The sequence below is a fragment of the Streptomyces sp. NPDC002176 genome, from assembly GCF_044903645.1.
Classification (GTDB): Bacteria; Actinomycetota; Actinomycetes; order Streptomycetales; family Streptomycetaceae; genus Streptomyces.
Map to the genome: position 1 here is coordinate 209,954 of NZ_JBJDQW010000001.1, position 16,100 is coordinate 226,053.

Annotated in this window: 14 protein-coding genes; 9 read left to right on the forward strand and 5 right to left on the reverse strand. The window is 73.5% G+C overall.

The annotated features are described in order from the left end of the window. Nucleotides 1-177: 177 nt before the first annotated feature. Genes moaA through ACI2LY_RS00895 form a run of 5 tightly spaced genes read left to right on the forward strand, consistent with a single transcriptional unit; the run spans nucleotide 178 to nucleotide 3,479 of the window. A complete protein-coding gene (gene moaA, locus ACI2LY_RS00875; protein ID WP_404706448.1) occupies nucleotides 178-1,158 on the forward strand; it encodes a GTP 3',8-cyclase MoaA in 981 nt (326 codons plus the stop codon). Between the two features lie 40 nt (nucleotides 1,159-1,198). Beyond that, nucleotides 1,199-1,456, forward strand: coding sequence for a DUF6457 domain-containing protein (locus ACI2LY_RS00880; protein WP_404706449.1), 258 nt, complete (start codon nucleotides 1,199-1,201; stop codon nucleotides 1,454-1,456). Further along, a complete protein-coding gene (locus ACI2LY_RS00885; RefSeq protein ID WP_404705202.1) occupies nucleotides 1,453-2,658 on the forward strand; it encodes a molybdopterin molybdotransferase MoeA in 1,206 nt (401 codons plus the stop codon). Before ACI2LY_RS00880 ends, ACI2LY_RS00885 begins: the two co-directional genes overlap by 4 nt. A 48-nt stretch (nucleotides 2,659-2,706) precedes the next feature. Further along, nucleotides 2,707-2,982, forward strand: a complete 276-nt coding sequence (locus ACI2LY_RS00890; RefSeq protein WP_404705203.1) for a MoaD/ThiS family protein — start codon at nucleotides 2,707-2,709, stop codon at nucleotides 2,980-2,982. A gap of 53 nt (nucleotides 2,983-3,035) precedes the next feature. Next, nucleotides 3,036-3,479, forward strand: coding sequence for a molybdenum cofactor biosynthesis protein MoaE (locus ACI2LY_RS00895; protein WP_404705204.1), 444 nt, complete (start codon nucleotides 3,036-3,038; stop codon nucleotides 3,477-3,479). Here ACI2LY_RS00895 and ACI2LY_RS00900 read toward each other — a convergent pair whose 3' ends face one another. Continuing rightward, a complete protein-coding gene (locus tag ACI2LY_RS00900; protein ID WP_404705205.1) occupies nucleotides 3,480-4,115 on the reverse strand; it encodes a DUF1345 domain-containing protein in 636 nt (211 codons plus the stop codon). It abuts the gene before it with no gap. 112 nt (nucleotides 4,116-4,227) lie between these two features. Here ACI2LY_RS00900 and ACI2LY_RS00905 point away from each other — a divergent pair, with 112 nt between their 5' ends. Together ACI2LY_RS00905 and ACI2LY_RS00910 are read left to right on the forward strand one after the other, a co-directional pair. Next, entirely contained in the window at nucleotides 4,228-5,982 is a 1,755-nt protein-coding gene (locus ACI2LY_RS00905) for an FUSC family protein (RefSeq protein ID WP_404705206.1), read from the forward strand. A 100-nt stretch (nucleotides 5,983-6,082) separates the two neighbouring features. After that, the gene (locus ACI2LY_RS00910; RefSeq protein ID WP_404705207.1) at nucleotides 6,083-8,599 is read left to right on the forward strand and encodes an ATP-dependent Clp protease ATP-binding subunit; all 2,517 of its coding nucleotides are present in this window, start codon (nucleotides 6,083-6,085) and stop codon (nucleotides 8,597-8,599) included. A 60-nt stretch (nucleotides 8,600-8,659) separates the two neighbouring features. On the opposite strand, the gene ACI2LY_RS00915 is transcribed toward ACI2LY_RS00910, so the two are convergent. Further along, entirely contained in the window at nucleotides 8,660-9,046 is a 387-nt protein-coding gene (locus ACI2LY_RS00915) for an NUDIX hydrolase (RefSeq protein WP_404705208.1), read from the reverse strand. A gap of 94 nt (nucleotides 9,047-9,140) precedes the next feature. Continuing rightward, on the reverse strand, nucleotides 9,141-9,728 hold the full coding sequence (locus ACI2LY_RS00920) for a thioredoxin domain-containing protein (RefSeq protein ID WP_404705209.1): 588 nt from the start codon (nucleotides 9,726-9,728) through the stop codon (nucleotides 9,141-9,143). 118 nt (nucleotides 9,729-9,846) lie between these two features. Between ACI2LY_RS00920 and ACI2LY_RS00925 the strand changes: the two genes are divergently transcribed. Together ACI2LY_RS00925 and ACI2LY_RS00930 are read left to right on the forward strand one after the other, a co-directional pair. Next, nucleotides 9,847-11,928 carry a SpoIIE family protein phosphatase gene (locus ACI2LY_RS00925; RefSeq protein WP_404705210.1) on the forward strand — a complete coding sequence of 694 codons (2,082 nt, stop codon included), beginning with the start codon at nucleotides 9,847-9,849 and terminating at the stop codon, nucleotides 11,926-11,928. A 131-nt stretch (nucleotides 11,929-12,059) separates the two neighbouring features. Further along, on the forward strand, nucleotides 12,060-13,973 hold the full coding sequence (locus ACI2LY_RS00930; RefSeq protein WP_404705211.1) for a glycoside hydrolase family 5 protein: 1,914 nt from the start codon (nucleotides 12,060-12,062) through the stop codon (nucleotides 13,971-13,973). Between the two features lie 6 nt (nucleotides 13,974-13,979). Here the strand turns inward: ACI2LY_RS00930 and ACI2LY_RS00935 are convergent, their stop codons facing one another. Both ACI2LY_RS00935 and ACI2LY_RS00940 read right to left on the reverse strand, forming a co-directional pair. Beyond that, on the reverse strand, nucleotides 13,980-14,807 hold the full coding sequence (locus ACI2LY_RS00935; protein ID WP_404705212.1) for a transferase: 828 nt from the start codon (nucleotides 14,805-14,807) through the stop codon (nucleotides 13,980-13,982). Continuing rightward, the gene (locus ACI2LY_RS00940; RefSeq protein WP_404705213.1) at nucleotides 14,804-16,069 is read right to left on the reverse strand and encodes a glycosyltransferase family 4 protein; all 1,266 of its coding nucleotides are present in this window, start codon (nucleotides 16,067-16,069) and stop codon (nucleotides 14,804-14,806) included. The genes ACI2LY_RS00935 and ACI2LY_RS00940 overlap by 4 nt, the downstream gene beginning before the upstream one ends. Between the last annotated feature and the right edge of the window lie 31 nt (nucleotides 16,070-16,100).

Genomic DNA, 16,100 nt, shown 5'->3' on the forward strand with positions numbered 1-16,100 from the left:
CGGCCGGGAGCACGCACCACACGTCCGGGCGACCGCCGCCCGGCGGACGAAGACCGCACACCGTACGACCGCCGCCCGACAGCACAGGAAGAAGGCAGGCCCGTGTCCCGACCGCTCACCGACCAGCACAGCGACACCGCCGTCACCGGTACGCGTCGGCGGCCCGCCCCGGAGCCGCTGGTGGACCGTTTCGGCCGCGTCCACACCGACCTCCGCCTGTCGCTGACCGACCGCTGCAATCTGCGCTGCACCTACTGCATGCCCGCCGAGGGCCTGGCCTGGCTGCCCAAGGACGAGCTGCTCAGCGACGACGAGATCGTCCGCCTGGTCGGCATCGCCACCGGGCGGCTCGGTATCACCGAGGTCCGGCTGACCGGCGGCGAGCCGCTGGTGCGCCGGGGTCTGCCCGGGCTGATCGCCCGCCTGTCCGCCCTGGACACGCCGCCCGAGCTGTCCATCACCACCAACGGCATCGGGCTGGCCCGTACCGCGGTCGCGCTGCGCGAGGCGGGGCTCGGCCGGGTCAACGTCAGCCTGGACACCCTGCGCCCGGAGCGGTTCGCCGCCATCACCCGGCGCGACCGGCTCCCCGACGTGCTTCAGGGGCTGCGCGCGGCCCGCGCCGCCGGTCTCGACCCGGTCAAGGTGAACGCCGTGCCGGTGCGCGGGGTCAACGACGACGAGATCGCGGACCTGACCGCGTTCGCCGTGGAGAACGGCTACCGGATGCGGTTCATCGAGTCGATGCCGCTGGACGCCCAGGGCGCCTGGGAGCGGGAGAAGATGGTCACCGCCGCCGAGATCCTGGACCGGATCGGCGAGCGCTTCACCCTCACCCCCGTACCCCGCGAGGACAACGCCCCGGCCGAGGAGTGGCGGATCGACGGCACGGACTCGTTCGTCGGTGTCATCGCCAGCGTCACCCGGCCGTTCTGCGGCAACTGCGACCGGGTGCGGCTCACCGCCGACGGGCAGCTGCGCAACTGCCTGTTCGCGACCAAGGAGTCCGATCTGCGCGCCCTGCTCCGCGCGGGCGCCGACGACGACGCGCTGGAGGCCGCCTGGCGCTCCTGCATCGCCGTCAAGGGCCCCGGCCACGCCATCAACAGCGAAGACTTCCGCCGTCCCGACCGGCCCATGTCGGCCATCGGCGGCTGAGACCCGTACCCCACGAGTGAGGACCGACGAAGTGAACAAGATGCACGAATGGATCGCGGCGGCCAAGGCCGAGCTGGGCATCGACCTCGACGTCGACGTCGCCGGGCTGCTGGACATGACCAAGGTGGTCGCGCACGAGGTGGCCCGCCCGGCCGCCCCGCTCACCTCCTTCCTGGTCGGCTACGCGGCCGCGCTCCAGGGCGGCGGCGCCGACGCGGTGTCCGAGGCCAACCGCAGGGTGACCGAGCTGGCCGAGCAGTGGGCCGCCGAGCGTGAGAACGGCACGGCGGCGCTATGACCGGCCTCCCGGCACACCACCCGTCCTGGGAGCGGGCCCGGTCCCTGGCGCGTGCCGCCGCCGGGCGTCCGCTGCCCGGTGTGCCGCGCACCCTCGAGGACGCGCTCGGCCACGCGCTGGCCGAGCCGCTGACGGCGCTCACCGATCTGCCGCCGTTCGCCACCTCCGCCATGGACGGCTGGGCCGTGTCCGGTCCCGGCCCGTGGCGGTTGGGCGAGCGGGGCGTGCTCGCCGGTCAGCAGCCGGACCCGCTCGCGGCAGGCAACGCCGTGCCGATCGCCACCGGCGCGCCGCTGCCGCCGGGGGCGAGCGCCGTACTGCGCCGCGAGCACGGCGAGGTGGAGCGGTCCACGAGCCTGCTCCACCTCGCCGCCCCCGACCCGCTGACCGAGGGCCACGACGTACGCCCGCGCGGGCAGGAGTGCGCGAGCGGCGAGCCGCTGCTCCCGGCCGGGACCAGCGTCACCCCGGCCGTGCTGGGCCTCGCGGCCGCGAGCGGCTACGACCGGCTGGTGGTGCACCGGCGTCCCAGCGTGGAGCTGTTCGTCCTCGGCGACGAGCTGCTGGACGCGGGGGTGCCGCGCGGCGGGCGGGTCCGGGACGCGCTCGGCCCGCTGCTGCCGTCCTGGCTGGCCGGGCTCGGCGCGGAGGTGATCGGCCGACACCGCGTGGCCGACCAGCTGGCGGAGCTGCGGGAGGCCGTGGCGCACTCCCCCGCCGATGTCGTGATCACCACCGGCAGCACGGCGGCCGGACCCGTGGACTTCCTGCACGAGACGCTGCGGCTGCTGGACGCCTCGCTGATCGTCGACTCCGTCTCGGTACGGCCGGGACACCCGATGCTGCTGGCCGAGCTGCCCGCCACGGCGGACGGCCGCGCCCGCCGTCTGGTCGGGCTGCCCGGCAACCCGCTGGCCGCCGTGGCCGGAACGGCCACCCTGGCCGCGCCCCTGCTGCGCGCCCTGGGCGGCCACGCCGACCCCGGGCCGCGCACGGCCGTGACCGCCGAGGCGCTGCCCGGCCACCCGCGCGACACCCGGCTGCTGCCGGTGCGCGCGGCGGGCACCGGGGTGGCCCCGCTGCCGTACGACGGTCCGGCGATGCTGCGCGGGCTGGCCCTCGCCGACGCGCTGGCCGTGGTCCCGCCCGGCGGCGCGGCGGCCGGGGACGCGGTGGAGCTGCTGCCGCTGCCCACCGGCTGACCCACCCCGACCACCCTCAGATTCGACCCACCCGAGAAGGCGAAGGACATGGAGACGAAGACGGCATCCACGGGCACCATCCGCTACTGGGCCGCGGCCAAGGGCGCGGCGGGCACGGCGGAGGAGCCCTACCGCGCGGGGACCCTCGCGCAGGCACTGGAGCAGGCGCGGTCCCGCCACGCCGACGAGCCGCGCTTCGCGCAGGTGCTGAAGGTCTGCTCGTTCCTGGTGGACGGCGACCCGGTCGGCGTCCGCGACCATGCCTCGGTCGCGCTGCGGGACGGCGCCACGGTCGAGGTGCTCCCGCCCTTCGCGGGCGGCTGAGCAGCCCCGTACCCCACCCACTTCCCCCCTTCACCCGGAAACCGGATCACCCCATGTCGCTTCCCACCCTGCTCCCCTCCCCCGTCCGTCTGCTCGCCCTGCGGGACACCCCGCTCACCCTCGACGAGGTGTACGGGGCGGTCGGCGACGACGCCGCGGGCGGCACCGCGCTGTTCGTCGGCACGGTCCGCGACCACGACGGCGGCAAGTCGGTGTCGTCCCTGGAGTACAGCGCGCACCCGTCCGCCGAGCGGGAGCTGCGGCGGGTGGCGGAGGAGATCGCGGCCGAGTTCCCGGTGCGCGCGCTGGCCGCCGTGCACCGTACGGGCCTGCTGGCGATCGGGGACGTCGCGGTGATCACCGCGGTCTCCTGCCCGCACCGCGCGGAGGCGTTCGCCGCGTGCCGCAAGCTGATCGACACCCTCAAGCACGACGTGCCGATCTGGAAGCGGCAGATCTTCGCGGACGGCGCGACGGAGTGGGTCGGCGCCTGCTGATCAGCCGGTGACGACGCCCGCGACCAGGTTGATGGTGGTGGCCAGCACGCTGATGCCGAACAGGTACGACAGCAGACAGTGCCGGAGCGCCACCGCCCGGATGATCGGGCTGGACACGCTGGTGTCGGAGACCTGGTAGGTCATGCCGAGGTTGTAGCTGAAGTAGAAGAAGTCCGGATAGGCGGGCTTCAGCTCGGAGTTGAAGTCGATACCGCCCTTGGCCGGGCCGTAGTACAGGTAGGCGTAGCGGGTCGTGTACATCAGGTGCAGCGCGGCCCAGGCCATGAGAACGCCGAGCAGGGCGACGGCCGCGGCGGCGCCGGTGTCGTCGTCACTGCGGTGGGCGACCAGCATCAGCACGATGCCGCCGAGCCCGCACAGCGAGACGCCGACGACCACGAGTTCGTCCACGGCGGGCCGGAAGTCCTCGCGCCGGGCGTTGGCGTGGGTGGCCTCGGCGTCCATGGGCCACAGCGCGATCCAGCCGGTGACCACGAAGACGGTGCCCACCGCGGCGATGCCGGACAGGGTCGCCAGCGACGCCGGATTGCCGGTCAGGCCGATGACGAGACCGACGACCGCTCCGACGACGAGGGACCCGCCGAGCCTGGGAACCGCGGACAGCCACATGCTCATACGGCCCCACCCTAGCCGCGTCCAGCGCTTCCGGCCCGGCGGATGACATCCCCCGCACACGCCCCCACAAGTCGATCAGGACTGGGACGGGGCCAGGTGGTATACACCGAACATGTCCCCTTCGCGCCGTTCCTCCCCCGCCGGTACCGGCGGCGGGCGCCGGTGGGACACCTCCGGCGTCGGCCACGTGCTGTTCCCGCGCGGGGTGCTGGCCCTCCAGCGGGTGGACGGGGCGCTGCTGTTCGCGGTGCGGGCGGCGCTGGCCATGGCGCTCGCGGGCCTGCCGGTCGTGCTGGCCGGACGGCCCGATCTCGCGGTGTACGGGATGCTCGGGGCGTTCACGACGACGTTCGGCCGGAATCTGCCCTACCGCCGCCGGGCGCGGGTGCTGGCCTGGGTCGCGCTCGCCATGACGGCGTGCGTGGGCCTGGGTTCGGCGCTGGCGTCGGTGGCGCGCCCTTGGTCCAGTGTGGCCGGGGCGGCGGTGGTGGTCGCGGCGACGGCGCTGGTGGCGGGCGTGTGCAAGTACGTCTGTGACGCGACCGGGCTCGGCGGGCTGGGCGCGATCCTGCTGCTGTTCTCCTTCGCGGTGTCCGCCAACGCCACCACCACGCCGGGCCAGGTGCTGCCGCGCACGGGTATGGCCCTGGCGGGCTCGCTGCTGGCGTGGGCGCTGGCCCTGCTGGGGCGCCTGGTCCATCCCGACCGTCCGCAGCGGCTCTCGGTGGCCGCCGCGCTGCGCCAGCTCGCCGAGCTGCTGGACACGGCCAGGGGCGGGGTGGGCCGGTCCCGGCACCGGGCGACCGCCGCGGTGCTCCAGGCGTACGACTCGCTCGGGCTGGCGCCGCCGACCACCACCGCGCGGCCAGGTGAGGACAACACCTGTGTGCGGCTGACGGACCTGTCCTGGTCGCTGCTGATCGACTCCACGCGCGGCACCCCCGAAGACCCGCCGGAGCTGGCCCGGCTGCTGCGCACGCAGGCGGCCATGCTGGCCGACCGGCATCAGCGGTACGCGCAGGTGCTGGCCGACCTGGCCGCGTACTCCTCGCTGCCCCGCGAGCCGGGCCGCCGCTTCTCGCCGCGCGCGCCGGTGCCGGACGATCCGGCCGCGCGGCGGGCCTGGGTGCTGGTGCGGGGGCGGCCCGGCGGGCGCAAGCCGGTGTCGGTGCTGCTGGTGCCCGCGCTGCGGATGGTGCTGGGCACGCTGGTCGCGGGCGGCGCGGCGCTGGCGCTGGGCCTCGGGCACGGTTACTGGGCGGCGATCTCGGCGGCGGCGGTGCTGCACTCGGTCAACGTCCGCACCACGGTCCAGCGGGCCGTCCAGCGCACCCTGGGCACGGCTCTCGGCCTGATGATCGCCCTGGGGGTGCTGGCGGGGCACCCGGAACCGGTCGTGCTGGCACTGGTGGTCGTGGCGCTGGAGTTCCTGATGGAGTACATGGTCGTACGCAACTACGGCCTGGGCGTGGTCTTCCTGACCCCGCTGGCGCTGCTGCTGAGCGATCTGGCCGACCCGGAGTCTCCCGAGGAGCTGATCGTGGACCGGGGGCTCGGGAGTCTGCTGGGCATCGTGATCGGGCTGGTGTGCGCGCTGCTGGTGGTGCACGACCGGGCGGCGGTACGGGTGGAGCGGGCGCTCGCACAGTGCACCGAGGCGACCGAGCGTGCCGAGCGCGCGCTGGTGTTCCGTTCCCGGCCGCCGCATCCGGTGATCCCGGTCCATCTCGCCGTCGCCGTGGTCGAGTTGCGCGAGGCGGACGACGCGGCGGCGGGCGAACTGCTGTCGGCGGGCATCGATCCGGCGGCGCTCGCGGCGGCCGAACAGCGGGCCTACCTGCTGCTCGCGCGGCTTCTCCACCACTGAGTGCGGCCGGAGTTGGATGTGTGACGGACGACGACTTCCGTAACTCCTCTGTGTTTAGCTGGGGTTCCCGTGAGGGAAGACAGAGGAGGCTGATGCGCATATGTCAGTGCCACCTATGGGCGCGTTCGGTTCTTTCGGATCGTCGGACCCGTTTTCCGACCTGCTGAATCGTTTCTTCGGTATGTCCGCGGCGTCCTCGCCACCGGCGGTGCAGCGTGTTCCGGTCGGCCGACTGCTGACCGACTCCGCGCGTGAGCTGATCGCGCGAGCCTCGCAGCGCGCCCACGAGGACGGCAGCGGGGACCTGGACACCGAGCATCTGCTGTGGGCGGCCACCCAGGTCGAGCCGTCCCGCACCCTGCTCGCCCGCTCCGGTACCGACCCGGACGACCTGGCCAAGGAGCTGGAGGCGGCCCTGCCCGCGGGCAGCGGCACCCCGTCGGCCGAGCCGGGGCTGACCCCGGCCGCCAAGCGCGTGCTGATCGGCGCGCACGCCGTGTCGCAGGCGACCGGTGCCTCGTACATCGGGCCGGAGCACATCCTCCAGGCGCTGCTCGACCCGGGCCACGACCAGGCCGCCTCGGTGGCCCGGAACCTGGGAGTGGACACCGGCAAGGTGGCCCGCGACGCCGGTTCCGCCGCGAAGGCCGAGGCCCGGCAGGAGCCGAGCAGCACGCCCACGCTGGACGAGTACGGGCGCGATCTCACCGCCGACGCCCGCGCCGGGAAGCTCGACCCGGTGGTGGGGCGCGGTGAGGAGATCGAGCAGACCATCGAGATCCTGTCCCGCCGGTCCAAGAACAACCCGGTGCTGATAGGTGAGCCCGGTGTGGGCAAGACCGCCATCGTGGAGGGCCTCGCCCAGCGGATCGTCTCCGGTGACGTGCCGCGCACGCTGGAGGGCCGCCGGGTCGTCGAGCTGGACCTGGCCGGTCTGGTGGCCGGGGCGAAGTACCGGGGCGAGTTCGAGGAGCGGCTGAAGAAGGTCATCGACGAGGTGACGTCCGCGTCCCAGGACGTGATCCTCTTCATCGACGAGCTGCACACGGTCGTCGGCGCCGGTTCCGGCGGCGAGGGCTCGATGGACGCCGGGAACATCCTCAAGCCCGCGCTGGCCCGCGGCGAGCTGCATGTCGTCGGCGCCACCACGCTGGACGAGTACCGCAAGTACGTGGAGAAGGACTCCGCGCTGGAGCGCCGTTTCCAGCCGGTGAAGGTGCCCGAGCCCAGCGTAGAGGAGACCGTCCAGATCCTGGAGGGCCTGCGGGACGCGTACGAGGCACACCACCAGGTCCGGTTCAGCGACGCGGCGCTGGTCGCGGCGGCCGAGCTGTCGGACCGGTACATCGCGGACCGGTTCCTGCCCGACAAGGCGATCGACCTGCTGGACCAGGCCGGTGCGCGGGTGCGGCTGCGCTCGCGCGGCAAGTCCAAGGAGGTGCAGGACCGCGAGGACTCCCTCGCCCGGCTGAACCGGGAGAAGGACGAGGCGGTCGCCACCGAGGAGTTCGACCGCGCCAAGGAACTCAAGCACCACATCGCCGGGATCGAGACCGAACTCGCGCAGATCGAGGAGCGCCGCGAGGGCGTGGTCGCGGTCACCGAGAACGACATCGCGGAGATCGTCTCCCGCCGCACCGGCATCCCGGTGGCGCAGCTGACCGAGAGCGAGAAGGAGCGCCTGCTCAAGCTGGAGGACGCGCTGCACGACCGCGTCGTCGGCCAGGACGAGGCGGTCCTCGCCATCGCCCAGGCGGTGCGCCGCAACCGGGCGGGCATGGGCGACCCGGACCGTCCGGTGGGCTCCTTCCTCTTCCTCGGTCCGACGGGCGTCGGCAAGACGGAGCTGGCGAAGGCGCTCGCGGAGCTGCTCTTCGGTGACGAGGACCGGCTGATCCGGTTCGACATGAGCGAGTTCCAGGAGAAGCACACGGTGTCCCGCCTGGTCGGCTCCCCGCCCGGCTACGTCGGCTACGACGAGGCGGGCCAGCTCACCGAGAAGGTGCGCCGCCAGCCTTACAGCGTGGTGCTGTTCGACGAGGTGGAGAAGGCGCACCCGGATGTCTTCCACACGCTGCTCCAGGTGCTGGACGACGGTCGGCTGACCGACTCGCAGGGCCGTACCGTGGACTTCCGCAACACGGTGGTCATCCTGACGAGCAACATCGGCTCGCAGCTGATCCTGGCCCACCAGGGCAGGGTGGACGAGATCCGGGGCGAGCTGGAGTCGGTGCTCCAGGGGCACTTCCCGCCGGAGTTCCTGAACCGGATCGACGAGACGATCGTCTTCCACGCGCTCAGCGAGCAGAACCTCGGGCACATCATCGACCTGCTGCTGGCCCGCAGCGCCAAGCGGGTGCGGGCCCAGGGCATCGGTCTGGAGGTCACCGAGGCGGCGAAGAAGCTGCTGGTGGCGCACGGCTACAAGCCGGAGTTCGGCGCGCGTCCGCTGCGCCGCACGATCCAGACCGAGCTGGACAACCGGATCGCGGAGCTGGTGCTGTCCGGCGGCGTCGAGAAGGGCGACACGATCGTCGCAGACGTGCGGGACGACTCGCTGCACCTGAGTGTGCGTCACCCGGAGCCGGGCGAGGCGGAGAAGACCCCCGCCGAGTGAGACCGCACGGCTGAAGGGGCGGTACGGGGGGGGGTTGCTCCGTACCGCCCGCCGGGCTGGTCAGACGGGGCTGTGGCCCTGGAGGTAGGCGCGCACGGCGGACGGCAGCGCGTCCCGCTCGGCGTCCGCGAAGGCGACCCAGCGGATCTGCTCGGGCGGCAGCGAGGCCCCGCCGGACGGCGAGTCGGTGAGCAGCTGGCACACCACGGCCGGGACGGCGTCCGGGGACTCGCCGTGCGGCGGGCCGAGCGGTTCGGTGCCGTCGACGAGGTAGCCGGTGAGTTCGTACACAACGCGCTCGGCCGTCGCGCCCGGTGTCTCGGCCGGTTCGGCGGTGCCGGAGGGCAGCGTCCAGGGGGCGTCGTCCCCCTGGCTCACCAGCAGCAGCCGTCCGTCGTACACCGCGACCGCCAGCACCCGGCCACCGGCCTCCTGCTCGGAAGTCATCGCCCCGTCCCCTCTCCGCGCGCGTGTCGACCGCCCGGCCCGATGGCCGGACGGTCGTTCCCTACCCAGCGGCCGGGCCGCGCATCCGGTGCGGTCAGGACGTCTTGATCGCGGCGAGGAACTTCTGCGGGTCGGTGTCCACTTCGCCCTCGACCGTGGTGACGGGGATGTTGTCCTTGTCGTACCAGACGGCCGGGGTGCCGGGCAGGCCGAAGGTCTCGAAGGTGGCGATGGACTCCCCGGCCCAGGTCAGATAGGTCTCGTCGGAGATCTTGTGGTCGAAGTCGGCGGAGCGCAGGCCGTCCACGTCACCGGCGACCGACAGCAGCACCGAGCCTTCGGAGAACTTGTCCTCCGCGGGCGGGAAGGGCTGGTGGTCGAAGAGGGCGCCGAGGTACTCGATGAACTGCTTCTGCCCCTCGTCGCTCGCGGCGGCCAGCGCGCTGAGCGCCTTCTGGTCGCCGTTGCCGCCCACGGTGTTGTCCATCGTCCCGGCGAAGTGGAACTTCACCGCGTACTTTCCGTCGTCGGCGCCCTTCTGGATGGTGTCCAGGAGCGTCTTGGCCATACGGGCGGAGGCACGGTCGCGCATCTCCAGGAAGACCTGGAGCACGTGCGGCGCGGACAGGTCGCCGTAGTACAGCGTGGTGCCCTCGTTGCCGGTCGTGTTCGCGGGAGTCATGTGTCGAGCTTGGCACAGATGGCCCCAGCGCACGAACGGTGCGGGGCGGGGCCGGGCGGCACCGGGGCGGGGGCCGGTCGGCACGACATGGCGCCGCTCGCGGGCGCAGTCTGGAGGGGTGGACACATCGCAGAACAGGACCGCGGACCGGGGCCGTGACCTGGACAGGGCCGTGCTCGACGCGTTGTTCGCCGACTCGCCGCACCCGCTGTACGTGCTCGACGGCACGCTGCGGCTGGTGGGCTTCAACGACGCGGCCGGGGACTTCGGCGCGCTGCCGCTGGGCGGGGCGCTCGGGCAGCCGTTCCGGGACTGGGCGGCCGGACTGCACCAGGAGCCGGTGGAGACCATGCTGCGCGAGGTGCTGGCCACCGGGGAGCCCCAGCGGGACGTGGAGGTGGCGGGCGGGGCCACGCCGGACGCGCCGGACCGGGTGCTGGCGCTGTCCGCGTTCCGGCTGCGGGACGCGCACGGCGGGCGGCCGGGGGTGGCGCTCAGCGTCGTGGACGCCACCGAGCGGCACCGGGCGCAGGTCCGGCTGAGCGTGCTGCGGGAGGCGAGCGCCCGGATCGGCACCAGCCTCGACACGGTGCGCACCGCGCAGGAGCTGGCGGACATCAGCGTGCCCGACCTGGCCGACACGGTGGTGATCGACGTGCTGGACGCGGTGCTGCGGGGCGATGTGCCGGATGTGGGGTCGCTCGGCCACGATCTGCTGCTGCGCTGCGCCGGGTACCGGTCGGTGCGCGCGGCGAACGGGAACCGGACGGTGGGGGTCGGCTGCGTGATGGAACCGGGGCTCACCTCCCAGTACAAGGAGGTGCTGACCGAGGGGCGCCCGGTGCTCCTCACCGACCACGAGAAGCCGGTGAACGGGCCCGCGCGGCGCGGTGGGCAGGAGGTCGCCCAGGCGAACGGCGCGCACTCGAAGATGGCGGTGCCGCTGGCCGCGCGGGGCGGGGTGCTGGGCCTGGCGCGTTTCTACCGGGGCCGGGGCACGGCGCCCTTCTCCGAGGACGATCTGCGGCTGGCGACCGAGCTGACCCGGCACACCGCGCTGTGTCTGGACAACGCGCGCCTGTACACGCGGGAGCGCTCGGTGGCCCGTATCCTCCAGCTCAGTCTGCGCCCGGCGCATGTGCCGGGGCACAGCGCGGTGGCCACGGCGCACAGCTATCTGCCGAGCAGCACCAGCGGGGACTGGTTCGACATCATCCCGCTGTCCGGGGCGCGGGTGGCGCTGGTCGTCGGGGAGCCGCCCACGCGGGGCATCCGGGCCGCCGTCACGATGGGCGGTCTGCGGGCCGCGATCGGCGCGCTGGCCTCGCTCGACCTGCCGCCCGAGGAGCTGCTGGAGCGGCTGCACGACCTGGTGGGCCGACTGGACGCGGAGGAGTCGCGGCACCCGGACGAGTCCCTGGACAGCCTGCGCGCGGGCACCTCGTGTCTGTACGCGGTCTACGACCCGGTGGCGCGCCGGTGCACGGTGGCCAGCGCGGGCCATCCGCCGCCCGCCGTGGCCCGGCCGGACGAGCCCGTGGCCTTCGCGCAGGTGCCGGTCGGCCCGGCGCTGGGCCGGGGCACGCCGCGCTATCGCGCGGGACACTTCGACGTACCCGAGGGCACGCTGATGGTGCTGTGCAACCCGGTGCTGCTGCGGGACGCGAGCCCCGAATCCGGGGACCAACTGACCCGGCTGAACAGCGCGTTGCAGCCACGGGACCGGCCGCTGCCGGACATCTGCGACGCCCTGCTGCACGACCTCGCGCCACATCACCCGGCCGACGACGGGGTGCTGCTGGTCGCCCGCACGCTCACCCTGGGCGCGGACAAGGTGGCGTCGTGGTCGCTGCCGAACGAGCCGCAGGCGGTCTCGCTGGCCCGCGAGCGCACCGACGAGCGGCTCGGGCACTGGCAACTGGGGGACCTGGCGTTCACCGCGACCCTGGTGGTCAGCGAGCTGGTCACCAACGCGGTCCGCTACTCCGAGGGGCCGATCCGGCTGCGGCTGGTCCGGGACGAGGCACTGATCATCGAGGTCACCGACGACAGCAGCACGGCCCCACAGCTGCGGCAGGCCGAGGACGACGACGAGCACGGCCGCGGTCTGACCATCACCTCCCAGCTCACCGAGCGCTGGGGCACCCGGCGGGAGCACCGGGGCAAGACCATCTGGGCCGAACTGGCCGTCCACGCATGAGAGTTGGGGTGTGAACGGATGTGACGGGATCGACCGCCGGGCGCCTTCCGTGACGGGTGCGGCGTGGTGGACACTGCGCTCCACGCATTCCCGCGCTCCCACCCCCCCCATCACAGCCGAGGGCCGCCTCCATGCCGACCGCTCCCCGTTCCCTGCGTCTGGCCGCCACCGCCGCCGGACTGCTGCTCGCCTCCAGCATGACCATCACGGCACACGCCGCACCGGTCCCGGCACCGGCGCCGGTCGCGCACTCCGCCACGCAGGCGGCCGCCGACTGGTCGGCCCCGCTGTCGACGCGGGGCCGGTACATCGTGGACAGCCGGGGGAAGCGGTTCCGGCTGAAGGCGGCCAACTGGGACGGTGCACAGGGCTCCTGGACCGGCAGCGGCAGCGTGGACGACCCGGCGAACCACCACGCGGGCCAGAACGCGCACGACATCCCGCTCGGACTGGACCGCGTGCCGATCGCCCGACTGCTCTCCGACTTCCGGGAGTTGGGCGTGAACACCATCCGGCTCCCGTTCTCCAACGAGCTGGTCCACCGCACGACCCCCGTCCCGGACGCGGCGGTCGCCGCCAACCCGCAGTTGCGCGGCAGGACCCCGCTCCAGGTGTACGACGCGGTGGTGGACGCGCTCAGCCAGGCCGGGTTCGCGGTGATCCTGAACAACCACACCAACACCTCCCGCTGGTGCTGCGGCATCGACGGCAACGAACGCTGGAACAGCGGCCAGTCCACCGGGCAGTGGGCCGACGACTGGGTGTTCATGGCCCGCCGCTACGCCTCCGTGCCCGGCGTGGTCGGCGCCGATCTGTACAACGAGGTCCGCCGGGACATCCTGGACGACCCCAACTGGGGCCTGGGCGACGCGCACGACTGGTACGCGGCGGCCCAGACGGCGGGCGACCGCATCCTCACCGAGGCCAACCCCAGGCTGCTCATCGTGATCGAGGGCATCAACTGGACCGGCCTCCCGGTCGACGGACTCCCGCACGGCCGCCCGCAGTTGAGCCCGGCCCGCACCCTCTCGCACACCCTGGTCGACTCCCACAAGCTGGTCTACTCGGCCCACTTCTACGGCTACACCGGCCCCCGGCACAGCGGCGCCACGGGGATCGGCGAGACGCACGACGCCCGCTACCAGGACCTGTCCCGCGACGAGTTGAACGCGGCCCTCACCGACGAGGCGTTCTTCGTGGAGGAGTCCGGCCGCCACTACACCGCGCCGGTGTGGATCAGTGAGTTCGGCGCCGGTGCCGGGGAGACCAACCCGGCGACCCGCGCCTGGTTCGGCAACATCACCGACTACTTCACCGACCACGACGCCGACTTCGCGTACTGGCCGCTGGTCGGCTTCGACGGGCACGACGACTGGGCGCTGCTGCGCTACGACGAGGGCGGCCGACGCTCCGGGCTCCTCGACTCCGGCGACTGGCGGGCCACCGCCTGGCGGCACCTGATGGACACACCGGGGAAGTCGGGTGCGGTGCCGACGGCCGCCGTGTGGAAGATGCTGAACACCGACCACGGGGACGCGGTGGAGTCGCTGCGGGTGCGCGGCACCGGCGACTGGGACGCGGGCGCGTACAAGGCGGCCTGCCCGGACGGGCTGCGGCTGGCCGGGCTGAGCAGCACCGGCGGGCGCGGGCTGTGCACGGACGCGGGTGCGGCCGATCTGCGTGCGGCGGACGGGGCGCAGAGCGTCGTCAAGGACGAGCGGTTCGTCTCCGGCGGCGACTGGGCGGGCGGCTACACCAAGTTCCAGTGTCCGTCGGGCGCGTTCCTGATCGGCTACTCCCTGCGGGGCGAGCGGGTGTCGGCGGCGCTGTGCGCACCGGGCCGGACGGCGCTCGCGGGCAGCGGGCGGACCGTGTGGTTCGACCGCTCGGACAACCGGCCCCCGGACGGCGTGGGCGGCGAGTTCGCCCAGGGCGCGTACAAGGGCCAGTGCCAGGTGAACGAGTACGCGGCCGGGATCGCGTTCACCACGCGGCTGGGTGCCCGGCAGGGTCCGGCGGCGCTGCTGTGCCGCACCCTGCCGTAGCCGGGCTCAGCCGGGGGTGGTTACCTCGAAGGCGAGGTCGTTGTCGACCGTGTAGTAGAGGCGTACGAGGCGGCCGCCGGTTTTCCTCGCCGGGTAGACGAAGGAGTGCTTGCGGTCCGCCACGTCGTCCAGGACGCGGCCCACCCGGACGGGGGCCGCGCCGGTGGCGGGCAGCACGTCCACGTCCCAGTAGCGGACGCCCGCGCCGTCGCCGCCGGTGAGTTCGGCGTGGTCGACGGTGAAGCGGAAGTCCCGGCCGTCGCCGTCGGTGCTCGCGCGGACGGTGCGCTCCGCGCCGCTCTCCCGCCCCCGCAGCCGGACGACGGCGTCTTCGCCCGCCTCGGTGCCGTGCAGGCGGGCGGTGACGGTGGTGGCGCGGTCGGCGACCTCGATCCGGTCGGTCTCCGCGTGCGCGGGACGCAGCCAGGTGCGCAGGGCGAGGAAGCCGTCCTGCGCCCGGTAGGGGATGCGGACCGCCACCGGGGACGGCCGGTCGATACGGGCGCCGTCGACCAGGACCCGCAGATCCAGCGGGCCGGACCCCAACCGCTCGGGTTCGCCGTCCGGTTCGCGGACCAGGAAGGCGTCCCAGCGCCCCTCCTCCAGCACGGGCAGCGGCTCCAGCACGGCACGGCTCCGGCCGTCGCCCGTGGCTTCGAGCGGGAGACGGCGTACGGCGGGGTCGGCCACGCCCTTGCGGGGCCTGGCCTTGAGCAGCAGGTGGGGGCGGCCGTCCGGCGCGGGCAGGGGCAGGTCGAAGGTGAGGCGGCCGTCGGCGTCCGCCACACAGGTCACGCGGATCACGCGGGGCTCCTTGTCGCTGGTCGTGCTCATCGCCGCCACCCGCGCACGGTGCGCACCGCGGCGGAGGCGGCCGTGTACGCGAGGTCGTGGGCGCTCTGGCCGCCTGCCGTCAGGCGGCGGCGTGCGGCCCCGGGTGCGCGGGCGGGGCGGCGGCCGGCCGTCTTGGCGGCGAGGGCGTCGGCCAGCAGGCGTTCGGCGCCTGCCACGACGGTGTCGGGGGCGAAGCGGCGGGAGTTCTCCAGGGCGGCCTTGCCCATGGTGCGGCGGCGTTCGTCGTCGCGGACCAGCTCCAGCAGGGCGGCGCCGAAGGCGTCGGCGTCACCGACCGGGACGAGCCGTCCGTCGACGCCGTCCTGGATGATCTCGCCGGGTCCGTGGGCGCAGTCGGTGCTGACGACGGGCAGCCCGCAGCGCATCGCCTCGACGATGGTCATGCCGAAGGGTTCGAAGTTGGAGGAGACCGTGGCGATGGACGCCTTGACCCACTCGGCCTCCATGGGCACGGCGGCGCCCATCAGGAAGGCGCTGTCGCTGAGGCCGAGCCGTTCGATGAGGGCGCGCAGCCGGTCACGCTCCTGGCCTCTGCCGTAGATGCGCAGCCGCCAGTCGGGGTGGGCGGCGGCGACGTGCGCGAAGCCGCGGATCAGGGTCTCGTAGTCCTTCATCGGGACGAGCCTGCCCGCGGCGACGATCAGTTGGGTGCGGCCGTCCGAGGGCGGCAGCTCGGGCTCGGGCACGCTGTTGGGCACGGCCTCGACACGGACGCCGGGCAGCCACGCGCCGCGCCGGTAGGCGCGCGCGTCCGCCTCGGAGACGGTGGTGAGCAGGTCGAGACGGCGGTACGCGCGGCGCAGCACGGTGCGCAGCCGCGGCGAGTGGTGACCCCAGGTCAGGTGTTCCTGGCCGACGCGCAGCACATGGTCGGGCGCCTGGCGGGCGAGGTGCACGTTCAGTCCGGGCCGGGTGCCGATGACGACCTCGGCGTCCGTGGTGGCCAGGTGTTCGGCGATCCGCTCGTCGCTCAGCCTGCTGTAGTCGGAGTGCCGTCCTTCGACGGCGGGGAAGACCCGCGCGGGTTCGCGGTGGGCCGGGTGGTCCTGCTCCTCGCGCAGATCGATCAGCGACCGCAGCCGGACGCGGGGGTCCAGGGTGAGCTGCGGGCGCTCCCGGTTCCGGAACACGGAGACGATCTCCACGTCATGGCGCTCGGCGAGTGCCCCGGCCTGATTGAAGGTCGTGGTGATCGTCCCTCCGATCGGGTACGCGCTGTGGAGCAGGAAAGAGATCTTCATGCCGGTCCAGACCTTGTCGACGCGGGCGCGG